At 36.1% G+C, this 20,588-nt stretch carries 18 protein-coding genes and 4 tRNA genes; 15 read left to right on the top strand and 7 right to left on the bottom strand.

What is annotated here, in order from left to right:
* The first annotated feature begins 24 nt into the window (after positions 1-24).
* From ABN099_RS01790 to ABN099_RS01780, 3 genes are all read left to right on the top strand, one after another.
* The gene (locus ABN099_RS01790) at positions 25-762 is read left to right on the top strand and encodes a glutamine amidotransferase (RefSeq protein ID WP_349461989.1); all 738 of its coding nucleotides are present in this window, start codon (positions 25-27) and stop codon (positions 760-762) included.
* Between the two features lie 130 nt (positions 763-892).
* Positions 893-1,858, top strand: coding sequence for a DMT family transporter (locus ABN099_RS01785; protein ID WP_349461988.1), 966 nt, complete (start codon positions 893-895; stop codon positions 1,856-1,858).
* 2 nt (positions 1,859-1,860) lie between these two features.
* Positions 1,861-2,892 (top strand): methylphosphonate esterase, encoded by a 1,032-nt coding sequence (locus ABN099_RS01780; protein ID WP_349461987.1) that lies wholly within the window; start codon positions 1,861-1,863, stop codon positions 2,890-2,892.
* Between the two features lie 137 nt (positions 2,893-3,029).
* Here ABN099_RS01780 and glpX read toward each other — a convergent pair whose 3' ends face one another.
* Entirely contained in the window at positions 3,030-4,010 is a 981-nt protein-coding gene (gene glpX / locus ABN099_RS01775; protein ID WP_349461985.1) for a class II fructose-bisphosphatase, read from the bottom strand.
* A gap of 219 nt (positions 4,011-4,229) precedes the next feature.
* On the opposite strand from glpX, the gene ABN099_RS01770 reads away from it, so the two are divergent.
* The 8 genes from ABN099_RS01770 (at position 4,230) to ABN099_RS01735 (ending at position 11,337) form a co-directional block, all read left to right on the top strand.
* Positions 4,230-7,358 carry a DUF2339 domain-containing protein gene (locus ABN099_RS01770; protein ID WP_349461983.1) on the top strand — a complete coding sequence of 1,043 codons (3,129 nt, stop codon included), beginning with the start codon at positions 4,230-4,232 and terminating at the stop codon, positions 7,356-7,358.
* 278 nt (positions 7,359-7,636) lie between these two features.
* Positions 7,637-8,296: a LuxR C-terminal-related transcriptional regulator gene (locus tag ABN099_RS01765; protein WP_349461982.1), complete on the top strand. Its 660-nt coding sequence runs from the start codon at positions 7,637-7,639 to the stop codon at positions 8,294-8,296.
* Positions 8,280-10,112: an excinuclease ABC subunit UvrC gene (uvrC, locus tag ABN099_RS01760; protein ID WP_349461981.1), complete on the top strand. Its 1,833-nt coding sequence runs from the start codon at positions 8,280-8,282 to the stop codon at positions 10,110-10,112. The genes ABN099_RS01765 and uvrC overlap by 17 nt, the downstream gene beginning before the upstream one ends.
* 55 nt (positions 10,113-10,167) lie before the next feature.
* Entirely contained in the window at positions 10,168-10,716 is a 549-nt protein-coding gene (gene pgsA / locus ABN099_RS01755) for a CDP-diacylglycerol--glycerol-3-phosphate 3-phosphatidyltransferase (RefSeq protein ID WP_349461980.1), read from the top strand.
* 141 nt (positions 10,717-10,857) lie between these two features.
* Positions 10,858-10,933, top strand: a tRNA-Gly gene (locus ABN099_RS01750).
* A 24-nt stretch (positions 10,934-10,957) separates the two neighbouring features.
* Positions 10,958-11,031 (top strand) — tRNA-Cys (locus tag ABN099_RS01745).
* A gap of 6 nt (positions 11,032-11,037) precedes the next feature.
* Positions 11,038-11,124: transfer RNA gene (locus ABN099_RS01740), tRNA-Leu, on the top strand.
* A gap of 126 nt (positions 11,125-11,250) precedes the next feature.
* Positions 11,251-11,337 (top strand) — tRNA-Leu (locus tag ABN099_RS01735).
* 188 nt (positions 11,338-11,525) lie between these two features.
* Here ABN099_RS01735 and ABN099_RS01730 read toward each other — a convergent pair.
* The 4 genes from ABN099_RS01730 to copM form a co-directional block, all read right to left on the bottom strand.
* Entirely contained in the window at positions 11,526-12,695 is a 1,170-nt protein-coding gene (locus ABN099_RS01730) for an iron-containing alcohol dehydrogenase (protein WP_349461979.1), read from the bottom strand.
* Between the two features lie 238 nt (positions 12,696-12,933).
* On the bottom strand, positions 12,934-13,845 hold the full coding sequence (locus ABN099_RS01725) for an AraC family transcriptional regulator (RefSeq protein WP_349461978.1): 912 nt from the start codon (positions 13,843-13,845) through the stop codon (positions 12,934-12,936).
* Positions 13,846-13,944: 99 nt separating this feature from the next.
* Positions 13,945-14,271, bottom strand: coding sequence for a hypothetical protein (locus ABN099_RS01720; protein WP_349461977.1), 327 nt, complete (start codon positions 14,269-14,271; stop codon positions 13,945-13,947).
* A gap of 306 nt (positions 14,272-14,577) precedes the next feature.
* Complete coding sequence (gene copM, locus ABN099_RS01715; protein ID WP_349461976.1) at positions 14,578-14,934, bottom strand: CopM family metallochaperone; 357 nt, start codon at positions 14,932-14,934, stop codon at positions 14,578-14,580.
* Positions 14,935-15,162: 228 nt separating this feature from the next.
* Here copM and ABN099_RS01710 point away from each other — a divergent pair, with 228 nt between their 5' ends.
* From ABN099_RS01710 to ABN099_RS01695, 4 genes are all read left to right on the top strand, one after another.
* A complete protein-coding gene (locus ABN099_RS01710) occupies positions 15,163-15,567 on the top strand; it encodes a hypothetical protein (RefSeq protein ID WP_349461974.1) in 405 nt (134 codons plus the stop codon).
* A 449-nt stretch (positions 15,568-16,016) separates the two neighbouring features.
* The gene (locus tag ABN099_RS01705) at positions 16,017-17,246 is read left to right on the top strand and encodes a sugar transporter (protein ID WP_349461972.1); all 1,230 of its coding nucleotides are present in this window, start codon (positions 16,017-16,019) and stop codon (positions 17,244-17,246) included.
* 134 nt (positions 17,247-17,380) lie between these two features.
* Positions 17,381-17,713 (top strand): SMR family transporter, encoded by a 333-nt coding sequence (locus ABN099_RS01700; RefSeq protein ID WP_088495345.1) that lies wholly within the window; start codon positions 17,381-17,383, stop codon positions 17,711-17,713.
* A gap of 33 nt (positions 17,714-17,746) precedes the next feature.
* On the top strand, positions 17,747-18,055 hold the full coding sequence (locus tag ABN099_RS01695; RefSeq protein ID WP_349461970.1) for a putative hemolysin: 309 nt from the start codon (positions 17,747-17,749) through the stop codon (positions 18,053-18,055).
* A 126-nt stretch (positions 18,056-18,181) separates the two neighbouring features.
* Here ABN099_RS01695 and dsbB read toward each other — a convergent pair whose 3' ends face one another.
* Positions 18,182-18,700, bottom strand: coding sequence for a disulfide bond formation protein DsbB (gene dsbB / locus ABN099_RS01690; RefSeq protein ID WP_349461968.1), 519 nt, complete (start codon positions 18,698-18,700; stop codon positions 18,182-18,184).
* A 172-nt stretch (positions 18,701-18,872) separates the two neighbouring features.
* Positions 18,873-20,417: a sodium/proton antiporter NhaB gene (gene nhaB, locus ABN099_RS01685; protein WP_349461966.1), complete on the bottom strand. Its 1,545-nt coding sequence runs from the start codon at positions 20,415-20,417 to the stop codon at positions 18,873-18,875.
* Positions 20,418-20,588 lie beyond the last annotated feature (171 nt).

Genomic DNA, 20,588 nt, shown 5'->3' with positions numbered 1-20,588 from the left:
TATGCTTTTGAAAGAGGAATAAAAATGAAAATTTTATTTATTGGTGAGTCATGGCACATTCATATGATCCACTCTAAAGGCTACGACAGCTTCACTTCCAGCAAATATGAAGAAGGTTCAACTTTTTTACTGAGCTGTTTAAGAGAAAAGGGCGTTGAAGTTGATTATATGCCAGCTCATACAGTACAGATAGCATTTCCTAAAACAGCGGAAGAGTTAGCTAAATATGATGTCATTGTTATCAGTGATATCGGTGCAAATACATTCCTTCTGCAAAACGATACTTTCTATAACATGAAAGTTATCCCTAATGCATTAGGTCTTATTAAAGAGTTTGTCGTTAATGGTGGTGGTTTATTAATGATTGGTGGTTACCTGTCATTTATGGGTATTGAAGCTAAAGCAAACTACAAAAATACATTACTTGCAGAAGTTCTGCCTGTAGAAATGCTTGATGGTGATGATCGTGTTGAAGCTCCAGAAGGTGTGTTTGCAAGTGCTGTTAATGCCGCTCACGCTTCTGTAAAAGGTTTTGGTCAATGGCCAATGTTCCTTGGTTATAACAAAGTGTCAGCTAAAGAAAATACTGAAACAGTATTAAATATTGGCGAAGATCCACTGCTAGTATTTGGTCAATTCGAGAAAGGTAAAACAGGTTGCTTTATGAGTGACTGTTCACCGCACTGGGGCAGCAAAGAGTTTTTAGCATGGCCTCATTATGCCGATATGTGGGTCAATATTCTTAAGCAAATCGCCCGTTAATTCTGACTAAGAATAACAGCAATAAAAGTAAAAAAGCGCAGAGCTGCAACTCTGCGCTAATAAAAAAACCGATTACTTGAAAAATAAAAAAAGAAATCACTCATAGTCAATAATCCCAAAGGAACATCTTATGAGTACAAAAAAATTATCGACACCATTTCTAATGTTAGCAACAGTATTAGCCGGTATGCTATCACCAATGCAATCAGCAGTGAATGGTCAGTTAGGACACGTCTTAAAAGATGGTAACGCAAGTGCGGTTATCTCTTTTGCCAGTGGGTTAGTGGTGATGTTTTTTATTATTATGTCAAAAAGACAATATCGCCAGCAGTTTGCTTCTATTCCAAGTTTAATTAAAACGCGCAAAATTCCATTATGGAACTGGTTCGCTGGATTGTGTGGTGCAATGGTGGTGTTCTCAGAAGGTGCATCAGCAAGTGCATTGGGAATTGCAACATTCCAAACTGCACTCATTTCAGCGCTATTATTATCAGGTTTATTATGTGACCGTTTTGGTGTGGGTGTTGATGAGAAAAAATATTTCACACCATATCGTGTTTTAGGTGCTGTATTAGCGGTTGTTGCAACGTTATTTGTTGTTTCACCACAATGGCATTCAACCTCTTTCATCTATTTAGCAATCTTACCTTTCCTTGCCGGTTTATTAGCAGGTTGGCAGCCAGCAGGTAACTCAAAAGTCGCTGAAGCAACGGGTTCTATGATGGTTTCTATCACTTGGAACTTTATTGTTGGCTTTACTGTTTTAACGATTGCTTTGATTGTACGTATGGCATTAGGTCATATCACCGTTGAATTACCAGCAACTTGGTGGATGTATTTAGGTGGTCCTTTAGGTTTAATGTCTATCGCATTAATGGCTATTTTAGTTCGTGGCTTAGGTTTACTGATGTTAGGTGTTGCATCGACAGCAGGTCAGTTATTAGGTTCTGTTTTAATTGATACATTATTACCTTCATTAGGTAATACCGTTTATCTGGTCACTATTATTGGTACATTGTTTGCTCTAGTCGGTGCGATTGTTACGACTATTCCTGAGTTCAGATCTGCTAAGCCAGCTAAAAACGTAGGAGCGTAATAATGAAAGGTTATATTCAAACCGTAACTGGTCCTGTTAAAAAAGAAGAAATGGGGCTGACCTTGCCCCATGAACATCTCTTTAATGATCTTTCTGGTGTTGTGGATAAACCTTTTTATGAATTTTCGCATGTATTAGTTGATAAAAAAGTGAGTGCGGATATTCAATGGGGGCTTAAATACGATCCATATTGTTGTTGCGATAATATGGATAAAAAACCAATGGAAGATGTTATTTTTGAATTAAATAATTTTAAAGAGTTAGGTGGAAGAACTATTGTTGATGCAACCGGCTCTTCATCCATTGGTCGTGATATTAGAAAACTAAGAGAAGTTGCACAATTAACCGGTATTAATGTTGTTGCCTCTTCAGGTCTTTATATCGAGAAATTTGAAGGTCAACGTCTTGCGGATGATATTGAAGCAATGGCAAAAATGATCGACGATGAATTAAATGTCGGTATTGATGGTACAGATATTCGCGCAGGTATGATTGGTGAAATTGGTGTTTCCCCATTCTTTACTGATGGTGAGAAGAATAGTTTACGTGCTGCGGCAGTTGCACAGAATAATAATCCTCATGCCTCTATGAATATCCATATGCCGGGTTGGCAGCGTCGGGGTGATGAAGTTCTCGATATTCTATTAACTGAAATGGGGTGTAATCCAGCTAAAATTTCATTGGCTCACTCAGATCCATCAGGTAAAGATATCGACTACCAATGTAAAATGCTTGATCGTGGTGTATGGCTTGAATTCGATATGATTGGATTAGATATTTCGTTTCCAAAAGAAGGCGCAGCACCAAGTGTAATGGATACCGTTAATGCGGTTGCAACCCTTATTGAACGAGGTTATGGCAGCCAAATTGTATTAAGTCATGATGTGTTCTTAAAACAGATGTGGGCAAAAAATGGCGGAAATGGTTGGGGTTTTGTACCTAATGTGTTCCTTTCGTTATTAGCGCAACGTGGCATCGAAAAATCTATTATTGATAAGCTTTGTGTTGAAAATCCAGCAAATTTATTAGCGTAAGTAATTAAGTCGTAATAGTAAAAAGTGTAATAGTCAAAATGTAGTAACACCCCTTGATATAACTTTAGCGGCACTGAGCAGAGTGCCGCTTTTTTTATCTGATTGGTATCAGATAAAACAGAGCTAACTAATCATAATTAGCGTAAATGATAATTTTGAATATAGCGTAAAGAGTGTGTTGAGCCATTAATCACTAAAGAGTGAGTTTGCACATATTCAGTCTGTTCACTCACCGCCGATAAGAAATCACCCGTTGTAATCGCTGTTGCAGCAAACATCACATCTTGATTGCGAACTAATGCTTCTAATGGCAATTTAATGTTTACGTCAGTACCCATTTTATGACAACGTGCAATTTCACTGATTGCCATTGCTCTATTTTCTGCACTATTTCCTTTAGCAATATCTCTCGTAATTAAGCGAGCTTGCATATCACCACCTAATGCTTTGGCTATGGCAGCACTAATAACACCTTCAGGTGCTCCGCCAATGCCATACATTACATCGATACTGTTATTTGGCATGGTGGCATATAAAGAGGCTAAAACATCCCCATCAGCCAATGTAATGACATTAATGCCCTTTAAACGTAGAGTATTAATAATGTCGTGATGACGAGGTTTATCTAAAATTGCGAGTGATAATTGATTTAATGGTTTATTTAATGTTTGCGCTATCGCATCAAGGTTATATTCAAGTGAATGTTCGAGATCAATGACACCAGTTGCTCGCTTACCTACAACAAGTTTTTCCATGTACATATCAGGTGCTTGTAAGAAACTTCCTTCAAAGCCAGCAGCTAAAATTGCAAGAGAGTTATTTTCACCTGTTGCTACCATGCGTGTACCATCGATAGGGTCAACAGCAATCTCTATTTTTTCTCCTTTGCCATTACCAACTTGTTCACCAATATAGAGCATAGGTGCTTCATCAATTTCGCCTTCACCGATAACAATCTCACCATTAATATTTAAGTGGTTGAAACGTTCACGCATTGCTGCGACTGCGGCGGCATCAGCAGCATTTTTATCGTGTTTTCCTACCCATGGCATTGCTGCAATTGCTGCGGCTTCTGTGACAGAAGCAATGGCATTAGTTAATTCATCATTTAATTTCATATTGTTCAGTGTGTTTTTTAGGTCAATAGGTCAATAGAAGCTTAAGAGAGGGAAATGATCATACACTTTTTTTGAAATTGAGTTCTAGGTTTAAATCAATTGTTATAAAAACACTTTATTTAGGAATAAACTAAGAGGAATCGATCAATTTTCAAGTATAACTAATAGTAGAAAGCTAATAAACATTTGAGCATCATTATGGAAAAAAGGATTTAGGTTATGTGGGAATCGCTAACATTAATTGTTGGTATATGTGTGATATTTATTGTGCTATCGCTATATTGGCAATATCAATCTTATATAAATACCAATTCTCTACTTTACAAGTTAAAGACGCTAGAGAAAAAAGTACTTGAACAACAAGAAAAGATACTTAGCTTTATTGAGAACAATAATAAAGCAGAAGCAAAAATAGCAGCAAAATCCCCAGCAGCTACGGTTGAAAATATGGCTGAGAGTGTCACTTTATCTCAAGTACCAGATAAAACAACACTAGCCTCGACACCAACAAAAGAGAGTGCATACTCAGATAGTCATAAATCGTCTATTCATAATGATTTGCAGTCGACAAAATCAGAGCAGTCGACAAATCCAATTTCGGTGCCAACTGAGCAATTAGCAAGTAATGAATTAGATAGTAAAGCTAAAAATGACCAAAAAGATATTCATGATTATCAACATGTCGCAACAATAGCTGATGACAAAACATTTGATAAAGTTTCTCCTACTGAATCAATAAAAGAGATACCGCAGCAACCAATAACTGAGAATAAAGAAGCGAACACATCAGAAGTAGCTAGCCCTTCTCAGAATATTGCGGCTAAAGAAAATGCATCACAATATACGCCAAAAACATTAACGAGCCGTTTTGCTCGTCACTATAAAAAAGAGCAAGCACCGTCGGTTCAGCTGCAAACATCTCAAAATAATGTTTCTCAAGTAGCTCAAAATACGACAAATATTGCGCCTGAAAATATTAAAAACAGGGTTAATCTTAATCGGGGTAAAAGTAGCAGTAATAAACAACAAAAAAGTATTGCAGAACTTATTTGGCAATGGATTATTACCGGAAATCCATTAGCTAAAATAGGGATGTTATTACTGTTCTTTGGACTCTCTTATTTACTTAAGTACAGTATTGAAAATGAACTTATTTCAGCCTCTACACGTTTAATGATGGCAGGTGGTGGTTGTTTAGCCTTATTGGGTATTGGCTGGTGGTTAAGAAAGAAAAACCTTATTTATGCCTTGATATTACAAGGTGGTGGTATCGGTGGTTTATATATTACTATTTTTGCAGCAACTAAAATTTATGACTTTATACCTATTGGCTTTGCATTAGCCATAATGGTGTTTATTTGTTTAGTCAGTGTTGCATTAGCCGTTATTCATCGAGCTATTAGTTTAGCTGTTTTAGCTTCGTTAGGTGGTTATTTAGCTCCTGTATTGCTTTCTACAGGCAGTGGAAACTACGTTGCCTTGTTTAGTTACTATCTTATTTTATCTATTGGTATTCTTATTATTAGCCATTGGCAAGTATGGCGTTTATTAAATTTGATAGGTTTTGCATTTACCTTTGGTATTGGCGTTATGTGGGCAATACCAAATTATAGCCATGTTGATTATCTGCCTTGCCAGCTTTTCCTTATTGCCAATTGGTTTATCTTTGGTGTAGCAACAGAGCTTTCCACTTTAAAAAATAAGCTGAAATTAAATATTCCGTTTGATGCTACATTGCTATTTGGTACACCTCTTGTTGGGTTTATTTTCCAACATAGATTAGCTTCAGAGTGGGAGTATGGGGTTGCAATAGCCTCATCACTTTATGCGTTAGTTTATTTTGCATTAACTTGGTTTACGCTTAAGCGGTATCGTGAAGAGGGTAAGTTACTTTCTATTGCGTTCTTTATGTTATCTGCAACATTTGCCACATTAGCCGTTCCATTTGCATTTTCAGCAGAATGGACATCAATTGTTTGGTCAATTGAAGGTGTGATGATTTTGGCTTTTTCTGTCTTACAACAGCAGAAAAAACCAGCCTTTGCGGGTACGGCATTAATCGCAACTTCGTTTGTTATCTTGCTTAAGATGGGAATTTATGAATTAAACGAATGGTTAATGTTAATGGCGCAGGTTATCGTTGTTTTTGCCGCGTCAATACTTTGGTATCGAGCTCAATTTACTAAAATTGATAATAAAACGGTTGGTTTTACAACACTCTTTATTGGGGGAATAAGTTGGATATATAGCTTATTACTCTTAGTCGAAAATGGTCAATATTGGTTAATTCCTCATGTTAATCTACTTGCCTTTGCTTTAATCCTTATTAGTTGTTGGGGAATGTTCTTTGCTGGTAAAAAATCACACTTTTTTGAATTGGCAAATTGTTCTATTTTATTATGGCCAATTTCAGCGTTACTAATGTTGGTTTATCTATCTAAAGCAGATCCTTTAATTGATAGTTGGTTAAGTAGTGTACTTTGGATTGCAATTTTTGCTAGTGGATTCTATCTGCTAAAATTAAATACACTATTGGCAAATCAGCGCCTTAATAAACAGATTATTCACGGTCTGCATCTTGGTTTTATTGCGCTATTTTTATTCACTGAAATGGTATGGTTAATTAGAACGTATTACTTACAGATAAGCTTACATTTTACAGGCGCTATTTTTGTAAGTAGCTTATTTATTGTATTAAGTTATATTTTAAGTACAAAAGTAAATTGGGTAAAACCATATCAATACGTTTATCAGGCAATCACTGTTCCTGTTTTAGGTTTACTGTTACTGCTGTTAGTTATGGCAAATTTAAATGGTGGAAATACAATAGGAATGAAGTTTATACCGCTGTTTAATCCAATGGATATTATGGGGATTATTGCGTTGTGGATCACCTATAAATTTATTGAGCAATTAAAGCAGCAACCAAAATTTGAAGCGATATTTCAAACCTATAAGCATGTGATTGCTTATTTTGTTCCGTTAGCCATATTCTGGTGGGCAAATGGTATTTTATTAAGAGGGTTAGTATTCGCAACAGATATTGAGTGGAATTACTACTTAATTCTTAATTCTAAGGTGATACAAACAGTATTGGCTATTGTTTGGACTATTACTGCTTTAGTTATGATGATAACTGCAACACGTAAAAAATTGCGCTCACCGTGGTTTGTGGGTGGTGCATTACTAGCTGTAGTTATTGCGAAGCTTTTCTTAATTGATATTACTTTAAGTAGTGGTTTGTTAAGAGCATTGGCCTTTATCGGTGTTGCATTACTTATTTTATTAATTGGTTATTTTTCACCATTACCACCGAAAAGGCAGCTTGATAATAAGAGTCAGGAATGATTCAGCTTTTTGCGTTTGATTAGCTGAGATTTGATAATATTTAGATTTTATAATGGCATTTATCATAATAATTGATACGTGCCATTATTTTTTATTTTACATTTTAATACTATTTGGTTGTTTTTTTATTTTATATAATTTTAATAATTATATAAAATGAATTCATGGTGCTCTGCGGGTTAAACGTGATTATAATAAAAAAGAGTGGCTGGTTAATGTTGATTGCAATATCATACCCTTAAATTAAGGAAAGTAATTTATATTAAGAGGGAGTTATATTGATAAATACACTGCTAATAAGTCAGGTAGAAATATTTAGCTTGGGAATGAAAACATTACTCTGCCAAATTAATAAAATCAATGTCCGTAAAGTAATGACTGACGAAAAAGAGGCTTTTCGTTATTGTCGTCAGTTTTCTATTAATCTTATTATTATTTATTCTATACCCTCTATTACATTAATTGATGCTATTAAACGTATTAAGCGCTTTTCATCAGCTATTAAGATTATTGTTATTGCACCTAAAACAGACTCTATTTTATCCATCCCACTTCTTGAATTAGGTATTGAAGGATTTGTCGTTCTTAGTACCTCTTGTGACAATATTACGCAGGCAATTCGCCAAGTGTGCTCTGGGCAACGTTATATTAGTCAAGAGTTGGCAAGAGTCATCGCATTAACCAAGTTACAAACCAATCAAAATCCATTACATCATCTTTCTGAACGTGAATTACAAATTATGTCGATGATTATTCGAGGGAAAAAGATAGCTCAAATCGCTGAAGAGCTTAATCTCAATGCAAAAACAGTAAATAGCTATCGTTATCGAATGTTTAGTAAACTTAAAATCTCAGGTGATGTAGAATTAACTCATATCGCTGTACGTTATGGATTAATTGAGATAGAGAGTCATTTAGAAAGTGGAAGACAAATTTGATGCCAAAGCATTCTTAAGCCGAGTGACAGATAGACCAGGTGTTTATCGGATGTACGATGCGTCAGAAACGGTGATTTATGTCGGAAAAGCGAAAGATCTTAAGAAAAGACTCTCAAGTTATTTTCGTACACAAGTAAATAGCCGTAAAACAGAAGCATTAGTAAAATGTATTGCAAATATTGATGTCACTATTACACACACAGAGACAGAAGCACTTTTACTTGAGCATAGCTATATTCAGCGCTATCAGCCTCGTTATAACGTTTTGCTACGGGATGATAAGTCTTATCCTTATATCTATTTAAGCGGAGATAAACATCCCCGATTAACCAGTTATCGTGGTGCAAAACATGCTAAAGGGGAATACTTTGGACCTTTTCCTAACTCTTTTGCAGTAAGAGAAACGCTAGCATTAATGCAAAAGTTATTTCCTATTCGTCAGTGTGAAGACAGTGTTTATCGCAATCGCTCGCGTCCTTGTTTGCAATACCAAATAGGTCGTTGTTTGGCACCTTGCGTAAAAGGCCACGTCTCTGATGAAGAGTATGCACAACAAGTTAATTATGTGCGTCTGTTTCTTTCTGGTGACGATACACAAGTGATTGATGGCTTGGTAAAACGAATGGAAGAAGCAAGTCAAAATCTGCGATTTGAAGAAGCCGCTCGAATTAGAGATCAAATTCAAGCTGTGAGACAAGTCACTGAAAAGCAATTTGTTGCCAATATTGGTGATGATCTGGATGTGATTAGTGTTGCTTTTAATGGCGCAATAGCTTGTGTTTATGTACTCTTTTTCCGTCAGGGGAAAGTGCTAGGTAGTCGAAGTTATTTTCCTAAAGTCCCGGCTAATACAACGCTTGATGAAGTGGTTCAAACTTTTATTGGTCAGTTTTATTTGCAAGGTAGTGCTATTCGTACATTACCTAGTGAAATATTGTTAGATTTTAATCTCGAAGAGAAAGCGATACTTTCTGAGTCAATCTCATCGATTGCTGGAAGGAAAATTCAAATACAGACAAAACCTCGTGGTGATAGAGCTCGCTATTTAAAATTAGCACGTACTAATGCGGCAACAGCACTGGCATCAAAACAAGTAGAACAATCAACAATCCAACAACGTTATGACGCGTTAATGTCACTTCTTGGCATGAAAGAGATAAAACGAATGGAATGTTTTGATATTAGTCACACCATGGGTGAACAAACTGTGGCTTCATGTGTAGTATTTGACATGAATGGTCCATTAAAATCGGAATATAGGCGCTATAATATTAGTGGTATTACGCCTGGTGATGATTATGCGGCAATGAATCAAGTTCTTACTCGTCGTTATGATAAGTCATTAGAAGAAGATAAAGTACCTGATATTATTTTTATTGATGGCGGTAAAGGGCAATTAGCTCAAGCAATAGAGGTATTTAATTCCCTTGATGTTACTTGGGATAAGTCGCATCCTAAATTGATAGGTGTGGCGAAAGGTAGTGATCGTAAAGCAGGGTTGGAAACGTTGTTTTTTATTCCTGAAGGTGAAGGTGTCGCGTTACCTTCAGATTCTCCTGCGTTACATTTGATTCAACATATTCGTGATGAGTCGCATCGTCATGCAATAACAGGGCACCGTCAACGTAGGGCTAAAGTAAAAAATACCAGTTCATTAGAATCTATTGAAGGTGTTGGACCTAAACGTCGTCAAATGTTATTGAAATATATGGGTGGTTTACAAGCTTTACGTGATGCCAGCATTGAAGAAATTGCGAAAATTCCCACAATTTCGACTGCGCTAGCAGAAAAAATTTTTAATGCGTTGAAACACTAAGTGTATTGATGCACCATACTAATAACTCTCACTTTTCTAGGTCGTGTAGAACGCTATGCAACTAAATATCCCAACTTGGCTGACTCTGTTTCGTGTTGTTTTAATCCCATTTTTTGTTGTGGTGTTTTATCTGCCATTTCAAGATGCCCCTATGATATGCGCTATTATTTTTATGGTAGCAGCAGCAACAGACTGGTTTGATGGTTTTTTAGCACGTAGATTGAAACAAACGACACGGTTTGGTGCATTCCTTGACCCTGTCGCAGATAAAGTAATGGTTGCCACGGCATTAGTACTGATAACCGAGCATTACCACGAATGGTGGATAACATTACCCGCTGCAACGATGATTGCCCGAGAAATTATTATCTCTTCATTAAGAGAATGGATGGCTGAATTAGGAAAACGGAATAGTGTCGCTGTTTCTTGGATAGGAAAAGTGAAGACTACCGCACAAATGGGATCGTTAGTTGTGTTATTATGGCGACCTACTGTTGAAGCAGAGTGGTTTGGCTTTGCTTTATTATACGTTGCAACAGTCCTTACTTTCTGGTCAATGTTTCAATATTTGAGTGCTGCGTGGTCAGATTTGCGCGAAGCTTGATCGAAATGACTGAAAATTCACCGAACAGTCAAAAAGATGCAAATATAGTGTTGACTCGATACAAGAAATCAGTAGAATGCAACGCATCGAAAGGCACAACGGTTTACGGAAATAAATAAGTAAATCAGCGAGTTCGGTAAAGCGGGAATAGCTCAGTTGGTAGAGCACAACCTTGCCAAGGTTGGGGTCGCGAGTTCGAGTCTCGTTTCCCGCTCCAATCTCTTAGAGATTGAGCAGTTGAGGCGCGTTGGCAGAGTGGTCATGCAGCGGATTGCAAATCCGTGTACCTCGGTTCGATTCCGGGACGCGCCTCCATGAAATGCCCAGGTGGTGAAATCGGTAGACACAAGGGATTTAAAATCCCTCGGCCATTAGGCTGTGCGGGTTCAAGTCCCGCCCTGGGCACCATCTTTAATGCTTTAGTTAAAGCATGGTGCAAAAGAAAGTCCATCTATGATGGCATTGGGAAGAAGTCAGTCGTCCATACCAGTAAAGTTTTAGTCATAAAAATTTACGGACGCACCACAGAATTTAGCCCAGGTGGTGAAATCGGTAGACACAAGGGATTTAAAATCCCTCGGCCATTAGGCTGTGCGGGTTCAAGTCCCGCCCTGGGCACCATATAAAAAGAAGCGGACCTCAATGAGGTCCGTTTTTTTTGCTTAAAGATCGGTAATAAAATTAATTATGGTATCACTCTTTAAACTCGATACCGATTAATCACTAAATAGCATAATATCTAGAAATCAGAAGCCATAAGTCAAAAACCAGTATAGAGAGTATATTGCTATTACTTGCCTAACTTCTAATTAAAAACACGCTTCCAAAATATCGAGCACATCTTTAGTCGTTAGCTTTTTATAGCCTTTTCCAATAATGATTGTTGATTCTGCAATTTTAGCTAGCATCTCTTTTGTCGCGCCAAGTTCTTGCAGTGACGTTATAATGCCACACTCTTTGGTAAACTGTTCCAATGCAGCCAATCCTTCAAGCGCAATTTGGTTTTGATCTTTTCCTTCAGAAGCAATCCCCCATACTTGGGTGGCAAATCGTACAAATTTCTCAATACCAAATTTATAGATAAAACGATAGTAAGGTAATGATATTGCTGCAAGCCCCATACCATGAGCACAATCAGTATAAGCACCTAATTGATGTTCAATCATATGAACTTGCCAATCTTGAGTTTTTGATAATCCAGTAATGGTATTTAGCGCTAATGTGGCATTCCACATCAAATTACTTCTTGCCTCATAATCATTAGGATTTTTAAGAGCAAGACGTAAATTATCGATAGAAGATTTTAATAAACTTTCTATTAAGTAATCAGTGGTATTTGCACCTTGATCAGAAAAATATTGTTCCATTAAATGAGACATGGTGTCAAAAACACCGCTCACCATCTGATATTGAGAAACCGTAAAGGTATATTCTGGGTTTAAAATAGAAAACTTAGGAAATACGGTTGCTGGGAATGCGCGCCCAACTTTAGATTTGCTCTCTTCATGCGTTATTACTGAGCCTCCATTCATTTCTGAACCAGTACCAACCATAGTGAGAATAGAAGCAACAGGGACGATTTTGTTCGTGATTTCTTGCTGCTTAAGCCAATATTTTTGAAACGGGTCTTGTTCTTCGCAATAGGCAGAAATAGAAACACCTTTAGCGCAGTCAATAACAGAGCCACCACCAACAGCCAAAATAAGACTTACATTATGCTCGCGAACAAGTTTTGCACCTTCCATCAGTTTTTCATAAGTAGGATTTGGCATTACCCCCGATAATTCGATAACTTTTTTCCCAGCAGCGGCTAAGATTGCCATCACTTGATCATAAAGACCGTTAGATTTTATCGCGTTACGACCATACATTAACAAGACAGTCTCGCCATATTGCGCTAATTCATCATTTAATTTAATCAGCGAATTTTTACCAAAATGTATGGTGGTAGGGTTGTAATAAGAGAAATCAAGTTGCATTTTTATACCTTATTTCAAAATAGAAGTTTGTCTCTGTAAGTAAAGGCTAAAGGAGCTTAGAGAGATTAATTTGTTGAGGTAAATGCTAAAGGTTTAATCAATAAGAATGAATGTCTGATCTTCTTTGTCTCTTGCCTATTTTTCCAAAAGTAAAAATGATAAAAGGCATTGAGGTTACTAAAGAGTAGGGGGATTTATCTGTAATGGATAAGAGATTAAAACGCGCAAAAGATTTTAACTATAGCGCGTTAGTTTCTCTCAGCATTTTAATATCTTTTGCTGGTGGTGCACCAAATAATCGACAATATTCACGACTAAATTGTGATGGACTCTCATAGCCAACCCTAAACGTGGTACTAACAGCACCTAAATTTTCAGTTAGCATTAAACGACGAGCTTCGCTTAATCGTAATTTCTTTTGAAATTGTAAGGGCGTCATAGAGGTCATGGTGCGAAAATGGGTATAAAATGCCGATTTACTCATTCCTGAATATGTCGCAAGATCACCAATATTTAATGGTTTGATAAAATTATTTTTTAACCAATCTATTGCTTTAGATATTTGATGACTATGGCTTCCTGCGGTTACCATTTGATTTAAACGCGCACCTTGTTCAGTGATCAGAAGTCGGTAAAAAATTTCTCGTTTAATCCCTTGAGCTAGAATTTTAATACTCGTTGGATCTTCAAGTAGATCCAATAAACGAATAAAAGCATTGAGTAATGGTTCTGATAACTCGCCTACCGCAATTCCTTTCTGTGCACTCTTTTGTGAGCTAAAAGATAATTCGCTATCCACAATTAGCTGTGAAATTTCTTGTAGATCTAAGTCCATAATAAGACCAAAAAAGGGTTTATCTTCACTTGCTTGTAAAATATTGGATATAACGGGTAGATCAACAGAAGAGATTAAAAAATGGTTGGCATCATAAATAAAACTCTCTTCACCTAATATAACCCGCTTTTCACCTTGAGCGATTAAGCAGATACTCGATTTATGTGTATGACTAGTGATTGGCGTTGGTGAAGTCCAATGAGTCAACTTTAGCCCTGGTATATCCGTCTCAAATAAATTGGTGTTTTGAGTCCACTTTTCAATTTGTTTGGCGAGGGTTCCTGTTGCTGACACCATTGTTTCTGGGCTGCTCATATTGACTCCACCTATACAGGCATATTGATATTGAAAAAAAATCAAGATATACACGCTTCAAATATCAGAGCTGTATATATCAACTATACTAACAAATTATTAGTAATACACTTCAAATTGAAAAGGTTTATCTATGCTACTGCTCATAAGTGTACAATAAATGATCACGCTAGATCTTGATGCATCATGTCTTTTTAAAATAGGTCTAAACTCTTTTTTTATATTATTAATGGCTGATTTTTGCCGCTCTTCTCGATTTTTTCCTTCTATATGCATAAGTCCGATAAATGTGGTTTCATTGGAGTGTGATTTTATCCAGCCCCAAACGTTAGCGATGTCGTGCCTGACTTTATCCGCTTTATCACTATCAATAGGATTGCCATATTTTGCAATTACCGAATATTTAAGTAAGAAATTATTTGCCATATATTTTCCTTAATGTATGTTGATATAATTGAATATATAGAATAGCGACTGGATTTAATTATCAGAATAAGTATAGAGAAGTGAAAAAACAAAATAAATAGAATTAAAATAAAATCAGATTAATTGCAAAATGATTAATATTCAAAATAAAAACATTATCAACTATCTATTATTATATGTTGATTCAAATATAAAGCTTAAAATAATAAAAGAAATTATATAAATATAAAAATATTTATACATTTTAAAAATAAATATAATAGGCTGCATATATAATAATATAGCAGCCTATGGAATTAACTATTTTTAGTTGCGGTTTTTATCTAACCATTTTTTCATTTGAGCTATTTCGGGGCCTTGTGCATCAATAATGGCTTGAGCTAATTTACGCATTTCAGGATCTGTACCATATTTTAGTTCAATTTTAGCCATATCAATGGCACCTAAATGGTGAGCTATCATCCCATCAGCAAAAGCGACATCTGCATTATCACTATTCATACCTTTTGCCATATCAGCATGCATTTTATTCATCGATTCATTTAACTCTTTATGCATTGACGAGTTACTTTGTGGCATATTCATATGTGATGGCGAGTTCGCCATTGCACCAAAAGAGAGGGTGGTCATTAAAATAGCCATAGTAGGTAAAATTTTTTTCATAACAGTTTCCTAGTTTTTTCTGTGAAAGTGTTATGACTCTAAAGATTCCCCTAAGGGGAAGGTCAATGCTGTTTCTATAAGTTTAAAATTCTTTACCTTTGATGACGAAAGAAAGTATTGAATAAAAGTAATAAAATGTAAAAAATAAAAAGAATCGTAATTCAATTTGAAATGAGATTATTTTAACTATATATAATCATGTAGTTAATAATATTTATGGAGTAAGTAATGAAAAAAATATTAATTATCGCAGGAGGCATGTTATCACTGGCAATTATATTGACGATATTAGCAGCTATTTTTATGGTTACTTTTATTAAAGAAGAGGGTGCTGGAATTTGGGAAAATAGTCGAGAAATAACGCAAAGGCAATCCGTTATTTCATTAGCTAAAGAGCAGAGCCGTGACTTGATAAATAATAATAGATCATTAGAGAACTCAGAAAATTGCCAACAATTAGCGACTAAACTCAATTCGATAGAACGCTCTCTTGCAAATGGAAATTTAGCGTTGCCTCGCGCTTCAATTGAACAAATTTTTGCTATTAAAAATCGACTTAATGGCGCGTCAACGCCAGTTAAAAGCCTAGCTTGTGAGCAAGCAACTAGGGTAATTGATGCTTTGAGCCAGTAATGTAACGGCTAGTGGTCTTTGTTTGTCTTAACTCTCTTTGATTGACCCTAGTTTGATGATTAATTGTTTTTTATAAAATCTAATTAGATGTCCAATTCTATGAATACAATAATATTTTTTTATAATTAAGCTGATTTCTGGCTTAAGTCTCTTTTTTTCAATAATTGATTATATATCTTCTCTTTACTCTTTTTAGCGTCTATTTAAGTTAAAAAGAAGTTACTGATGGGATTTAAAATCAGCACCTTGATATGCTAAAATTGATTGCTGATTCGCTTTAGCAATGTGATTTCGCGAAAATTTGGTTTATTTTTTGTTTTATTAAGATAACGAGACTGTTATCGAGCTAATTTTTATTAGCAATAAAGAGACTAAAATAACCACACGAATATTCATATTAAAAAGCGTTGTAAATTTCCCTATGTCACTTTAAAAAGCGTTAATTAACTATGAATGTCACCACATCAAATATGAATGAGGTTAGTCGTCAAACCGCGTGGATCAGAGTGATTATTTTATCATTTGCGGCTTTTGTTTTTAATACAACAGAATTTGTTCCAGTAGCATTGTTAAGTGATATTTCTGAAAGCTTTGCAATGGTACCTGCCAAAACGGGTTTAATGATCACGATTTATGCTTGGGTTGTGGCATTGATGTCATTGCCTCTTATGTTGGTCACCAGTAAGGTTGAACGACGTAAATTACTGATTGTTCTATTCGCTGTTTTTATTCTAAGCCATGTTCTATCAGGGATTGCATGGGATTTTAACTCTCTGATTGTTGGGCGTATAGGTGTTGCTTTTTCTCATGCTGTATTTTGGTCAATTACTGCTTCGTTAGCGATTAGAGTCGCGCCTCATGGTAAAAGAGCGCAGGCATTAGGGCTATTAGCAACAGGTACAGCATTAGCAACAGTATTAGGTTTACCTATTGGTCGTGTTATTGGTCAATGGTTAGGATGGCGTGCAACATTTATGGGAATAGGGGTATTGGCATTAATTACAATGATTGCATTAATGCGTTATTTGCCTTTATTACCAAGCGAGCATTCTGGTTCATTAAAAAGTGTGCCTTTGTTGTTAAAAAGAGCGCCATTAGTGGGAATATTTATTCTCACGGTTATTGCTGTAACTGCCCACTTTACGGCATATAGCTATATAGAACCGTTTGTTATTGATATTGCTCATTTAGATCAAAATTTTGCCACATTAGTATTATTAATTTTTGGTGGAGCAGGTATTGTCGGTAGTGTTTTATTTAGTCGTTATAGTACTAAAATGCCAACATCATTTCTATTTTTTGCACTGATATTATTAACTTTTTGCTTAGGATTACTGATGATCAGTAGTCAGAACATTAGTACGTTTATTATTCTGATTATATTCTGGGGCATTGGTTTTATGTGTATTGGTCTTGGTTTACAAGTAAAAGTTATTGATTTAGCGCCTGATGCAACGGATGTTGCTATGTCGATCTATTCCGGTATTTTTAATATTGGAATAGGTGCTGGGGCATTATTAGGTAATCAGATAATCCTCCATGTTGATATGACAGATGTCGGTTATGCGGGCACGCTATTAAGTATTATTGCGGTAATTTGGTGTGGATTTATTTTTACGCGTTATCGCATTTCAATGGGTGGCGCGCCTCGTAAGAAAAATCAAATTCATCAACATTAAATAAATAGTTCTTAAAATAAAAAGGCACTTAATAAAATAAAAAGTGCCTTTTTTATTGTTAATGACTAAATGCCATCACTTTAGCTTGTGATAGAATTCACAAAATTGAATGTGTATAAGATTAAGGCTAAAAAATGAATGGATTAACTTACTTAATGCTGGCAATTATATCTGAAGTTATTGCGACAACGATGCTAAAGGCATCTGATGGTTTTAGTCGCTTATATCCATCTATTGTTGTCGTTATTGGCTACTGTTTTTCTTTTTGGGCGCTTTCTCAAGTGGTAAGAGTTATGCCGTTAGGTATTGCTTATGCAATATGGAGCGGGTTAGGTATTGTGTTGGTGTCAGTTGCGGCGGTTTTTCTTTATCAGCAAAAACTAGACTTACCTGCTATTGTTGGCATGGCATTGATTATTGCGGGTGTATTAGTGATAAATTTACTCTCTAAAAGTGCTTCCCATTAATAAAAATAAAATGAACAAACAGGGTGTTTTTTAATGCAAAAGAAATTTAAAGTTGTGTGTTATCTCATAATGTTTACAAGCGTTGCTTTTCTTACCGGATGCGCCAGCTCAGTAGACAAGCCTAACACCACTACTCAAGCTGTTAGTAAAAGCAGAACAATTCCTACGACAAGCCTTGATATTCCGTTAGCTGAATCAGCTAAAGCAACCTGTGTGTTTTCAGGTGGCATACCTTCTTTAAACTATGAGTTACATGGTGGACAAACACCCGTTTGCCAATTTGCTAATGGTAAACGTTGTAGCGAACAAGCCTTAATTGATGGTGTCTGCATTCCAGGCTAATTAAGATATTCTCTCGAGTTAAATAAAAACGCCCTTAATCGTAATAAATTAAGGGCGTTTTTCTATTTTCTAACCAGTTAAAATATTTCTATTTGGATGTTTTAAATGGCTATCATCAAAAAATGGTCAATCTTGTTTTGATGGTGTCACTTGGCTTATTAATACTAATAAACCCACGGCAAAATAAGCAGAGAAAATAAACAGCATCCACTGTGGCATTTCTAAGGATAAAAACTGCCATTGGCTAACGGAGCAATCACCCGTTGCTTGGAATACAGCAGGGAACCAATCTTGTAATGCAAACCAAGATGGTAAAGTAACGAAAAAGTCACAGGTAGCAAAAGGCGAAGGATTAAGGATAAGTTGAGTATGTTCCCAAGCAAGTGCAATACCTCGGTATGCGGCGTAGATCCATAAAAAACCACCAGCCATACGCATTAATGCAAGTTTAGGATTTGCTATACCAATAAACGCGGCAGCAATAATGCCTAATACCGCGATGCGTTGATAGACGCACATAACGCAAGGCATTAATTCCATTCCGTACTGAAAATACAATGCCGCAGCTTCAAGACCAATTGCTGTTAACGCCAACAATAACCAAGGAAAACGGCTTTGTGACCAGTGACGAAGAGACGTCAGCATAATAATATCCATTTAAATAGTGAGATGGCTCTATTTTGCCTAAAACATAAACGTAAAAAAAGATGAAACTTCTTATTTCACAAATATTTACATTGGAGCGTGTTTTCATAAAAAAAATAGGGTCTTTATGAAATAAAAACCCTATTAATGTAGTGATTATGTGTGTTCTTTGTTATGGGATAGCAATTAATCCCAATTCATAAAACCAATGAGTGGTAGGAACCAGCCAAAACTCGACCGCAATCAGACCTAAAATCGTCATCACAACGGTATATGGCAGTGCCATAATAACCATTCGTCCATAAGATAGGCGAATAAGTGGTGATAATGCCGAGGTTAATAAAAAGAGGAATGCAGCTTGACCATTAGGTGTGGCAACAGACGGCAAGTTTGTCCCTGTATTGATAGCAACACCAATATGCTCATATTGTGTTTGGCTAATTAAACCATCTTGTAAAGCACTTAACGCTTCACTAATGTAAACCGTTCCCACAAAAACGTTATCTGAAATGGCAGAAAGTAAACCATTAAACAGATAGAACAATGATAACTGAGATGATTCAGAAGCTTGTAAAACAAACTGAATTATTGGGCTAAAGAGTTGTTGGTCGATAATTACGGCAACAATAGAGAAGAACACCGTCAATAAGGCGGTAAATGGCAATGCTTCTTCAAACGCTTTACCTAGTGCATGCTCTTCTGTAACACCACAAAATGCAGTTGCCAGTATAATGACAGATAAACCAATGATACCAACTTCAGCTAAATGTAATGCTAACGCTACAATCAGCCAAATACCAATTAAGGCTTGGATCGCCAATTGCGCTTTTTCTTGAGAAGTGCGTTTTTCACTGTTTTTCTTGTCATATTCAGTAAGAACTTTACGAACTAAGTCAGGTAATTCAGCACCGTAACCAAAAATTTTAAAGCGCTCAACTAAGTAGCAAACCGCTAAACCAGCAAAAAAGACGGGGATCGTTACTGGCGACATTCTGATAAAAAACGTCACAAAATCCCACTCTAAATGTTTTGCAATAATCAGGTTTTGAGGTTCACCAACCATCGTCATTACGCCACCTAATGCAGTACCTACACCAGCATGCATCATTAAGCTACGCAAGAACGCCCTGAACTGTTCTAAAGTCTGTTTTTTTTCTGTGGTATCGATAAATCCATCATTATTAAGATCAGTATCAGATTGATTTGATGCGAAATTATGATAGATAGAGTAGAACCCTAAAGAAACACTGATAACAACGGCGATAACCGTTAAGGCATCTAAAAAGGCAGATAAAAATGCACTAGCAAAACAAAATGCGATAGAGAGCAATCGTTTTGAGCGAATAGATAATAGCAACTTAGTGAAAGCAAAAAGTAATAATTGCTTCATAAAGTAGATACCAGCAACCATAAACACAAGGAGCAAAATCACTTCAAGGTTATTGGCAATTTCATGACCAATCTGTTTAGGGCTAGTCATGCCAATGATGACTGCCTCAATGGCAAGTAATCCCCCTGGTTGTAAAGGATAACACTTTAATGCCATGGCAAGGGTGAAGATAAATTCAACCACTAACAGCCAGCCAGCAACGAACGGATCGACAAAGAAAAAAATAAGTGGGTTAACAATTAAAAAAGTAATAATAGCAAGCTTATACCAATCGGGAGAGTTTCCCATGAAATTTTTTAGTAATGCCTGTCTTATACTCATATCCATTATGTTTTTTATCCTCCAAATAGAGATTTTAAGCACGAGTCGTGCACAAAAGAATTATAATACGCGTTAAGTGCTGTGAAATTAAGCGCGTTTGTAATAATAAATTGATAAAGCTATATCGTGTTTTATGATGCCACTCACTATTTAATGATGGTTGAGCTATATCAAAAT

Origin of the sequence: Proteus hauseri (genome assembly GCF_040139125.1) — a bacterium.
Classification (GTDB): domain Bacteria; phylum Pseudomonadota; class Gammaproteobacteria; order Enterobacterales; family Enterobacteriaceae; genus Proteus; species Proteus hauseri_B.
The sequence above is the reverse complement of the archived record's forward strand: the minus strand, read 5'-3'. Positions and strand labels throughout refer to the sequence as shown.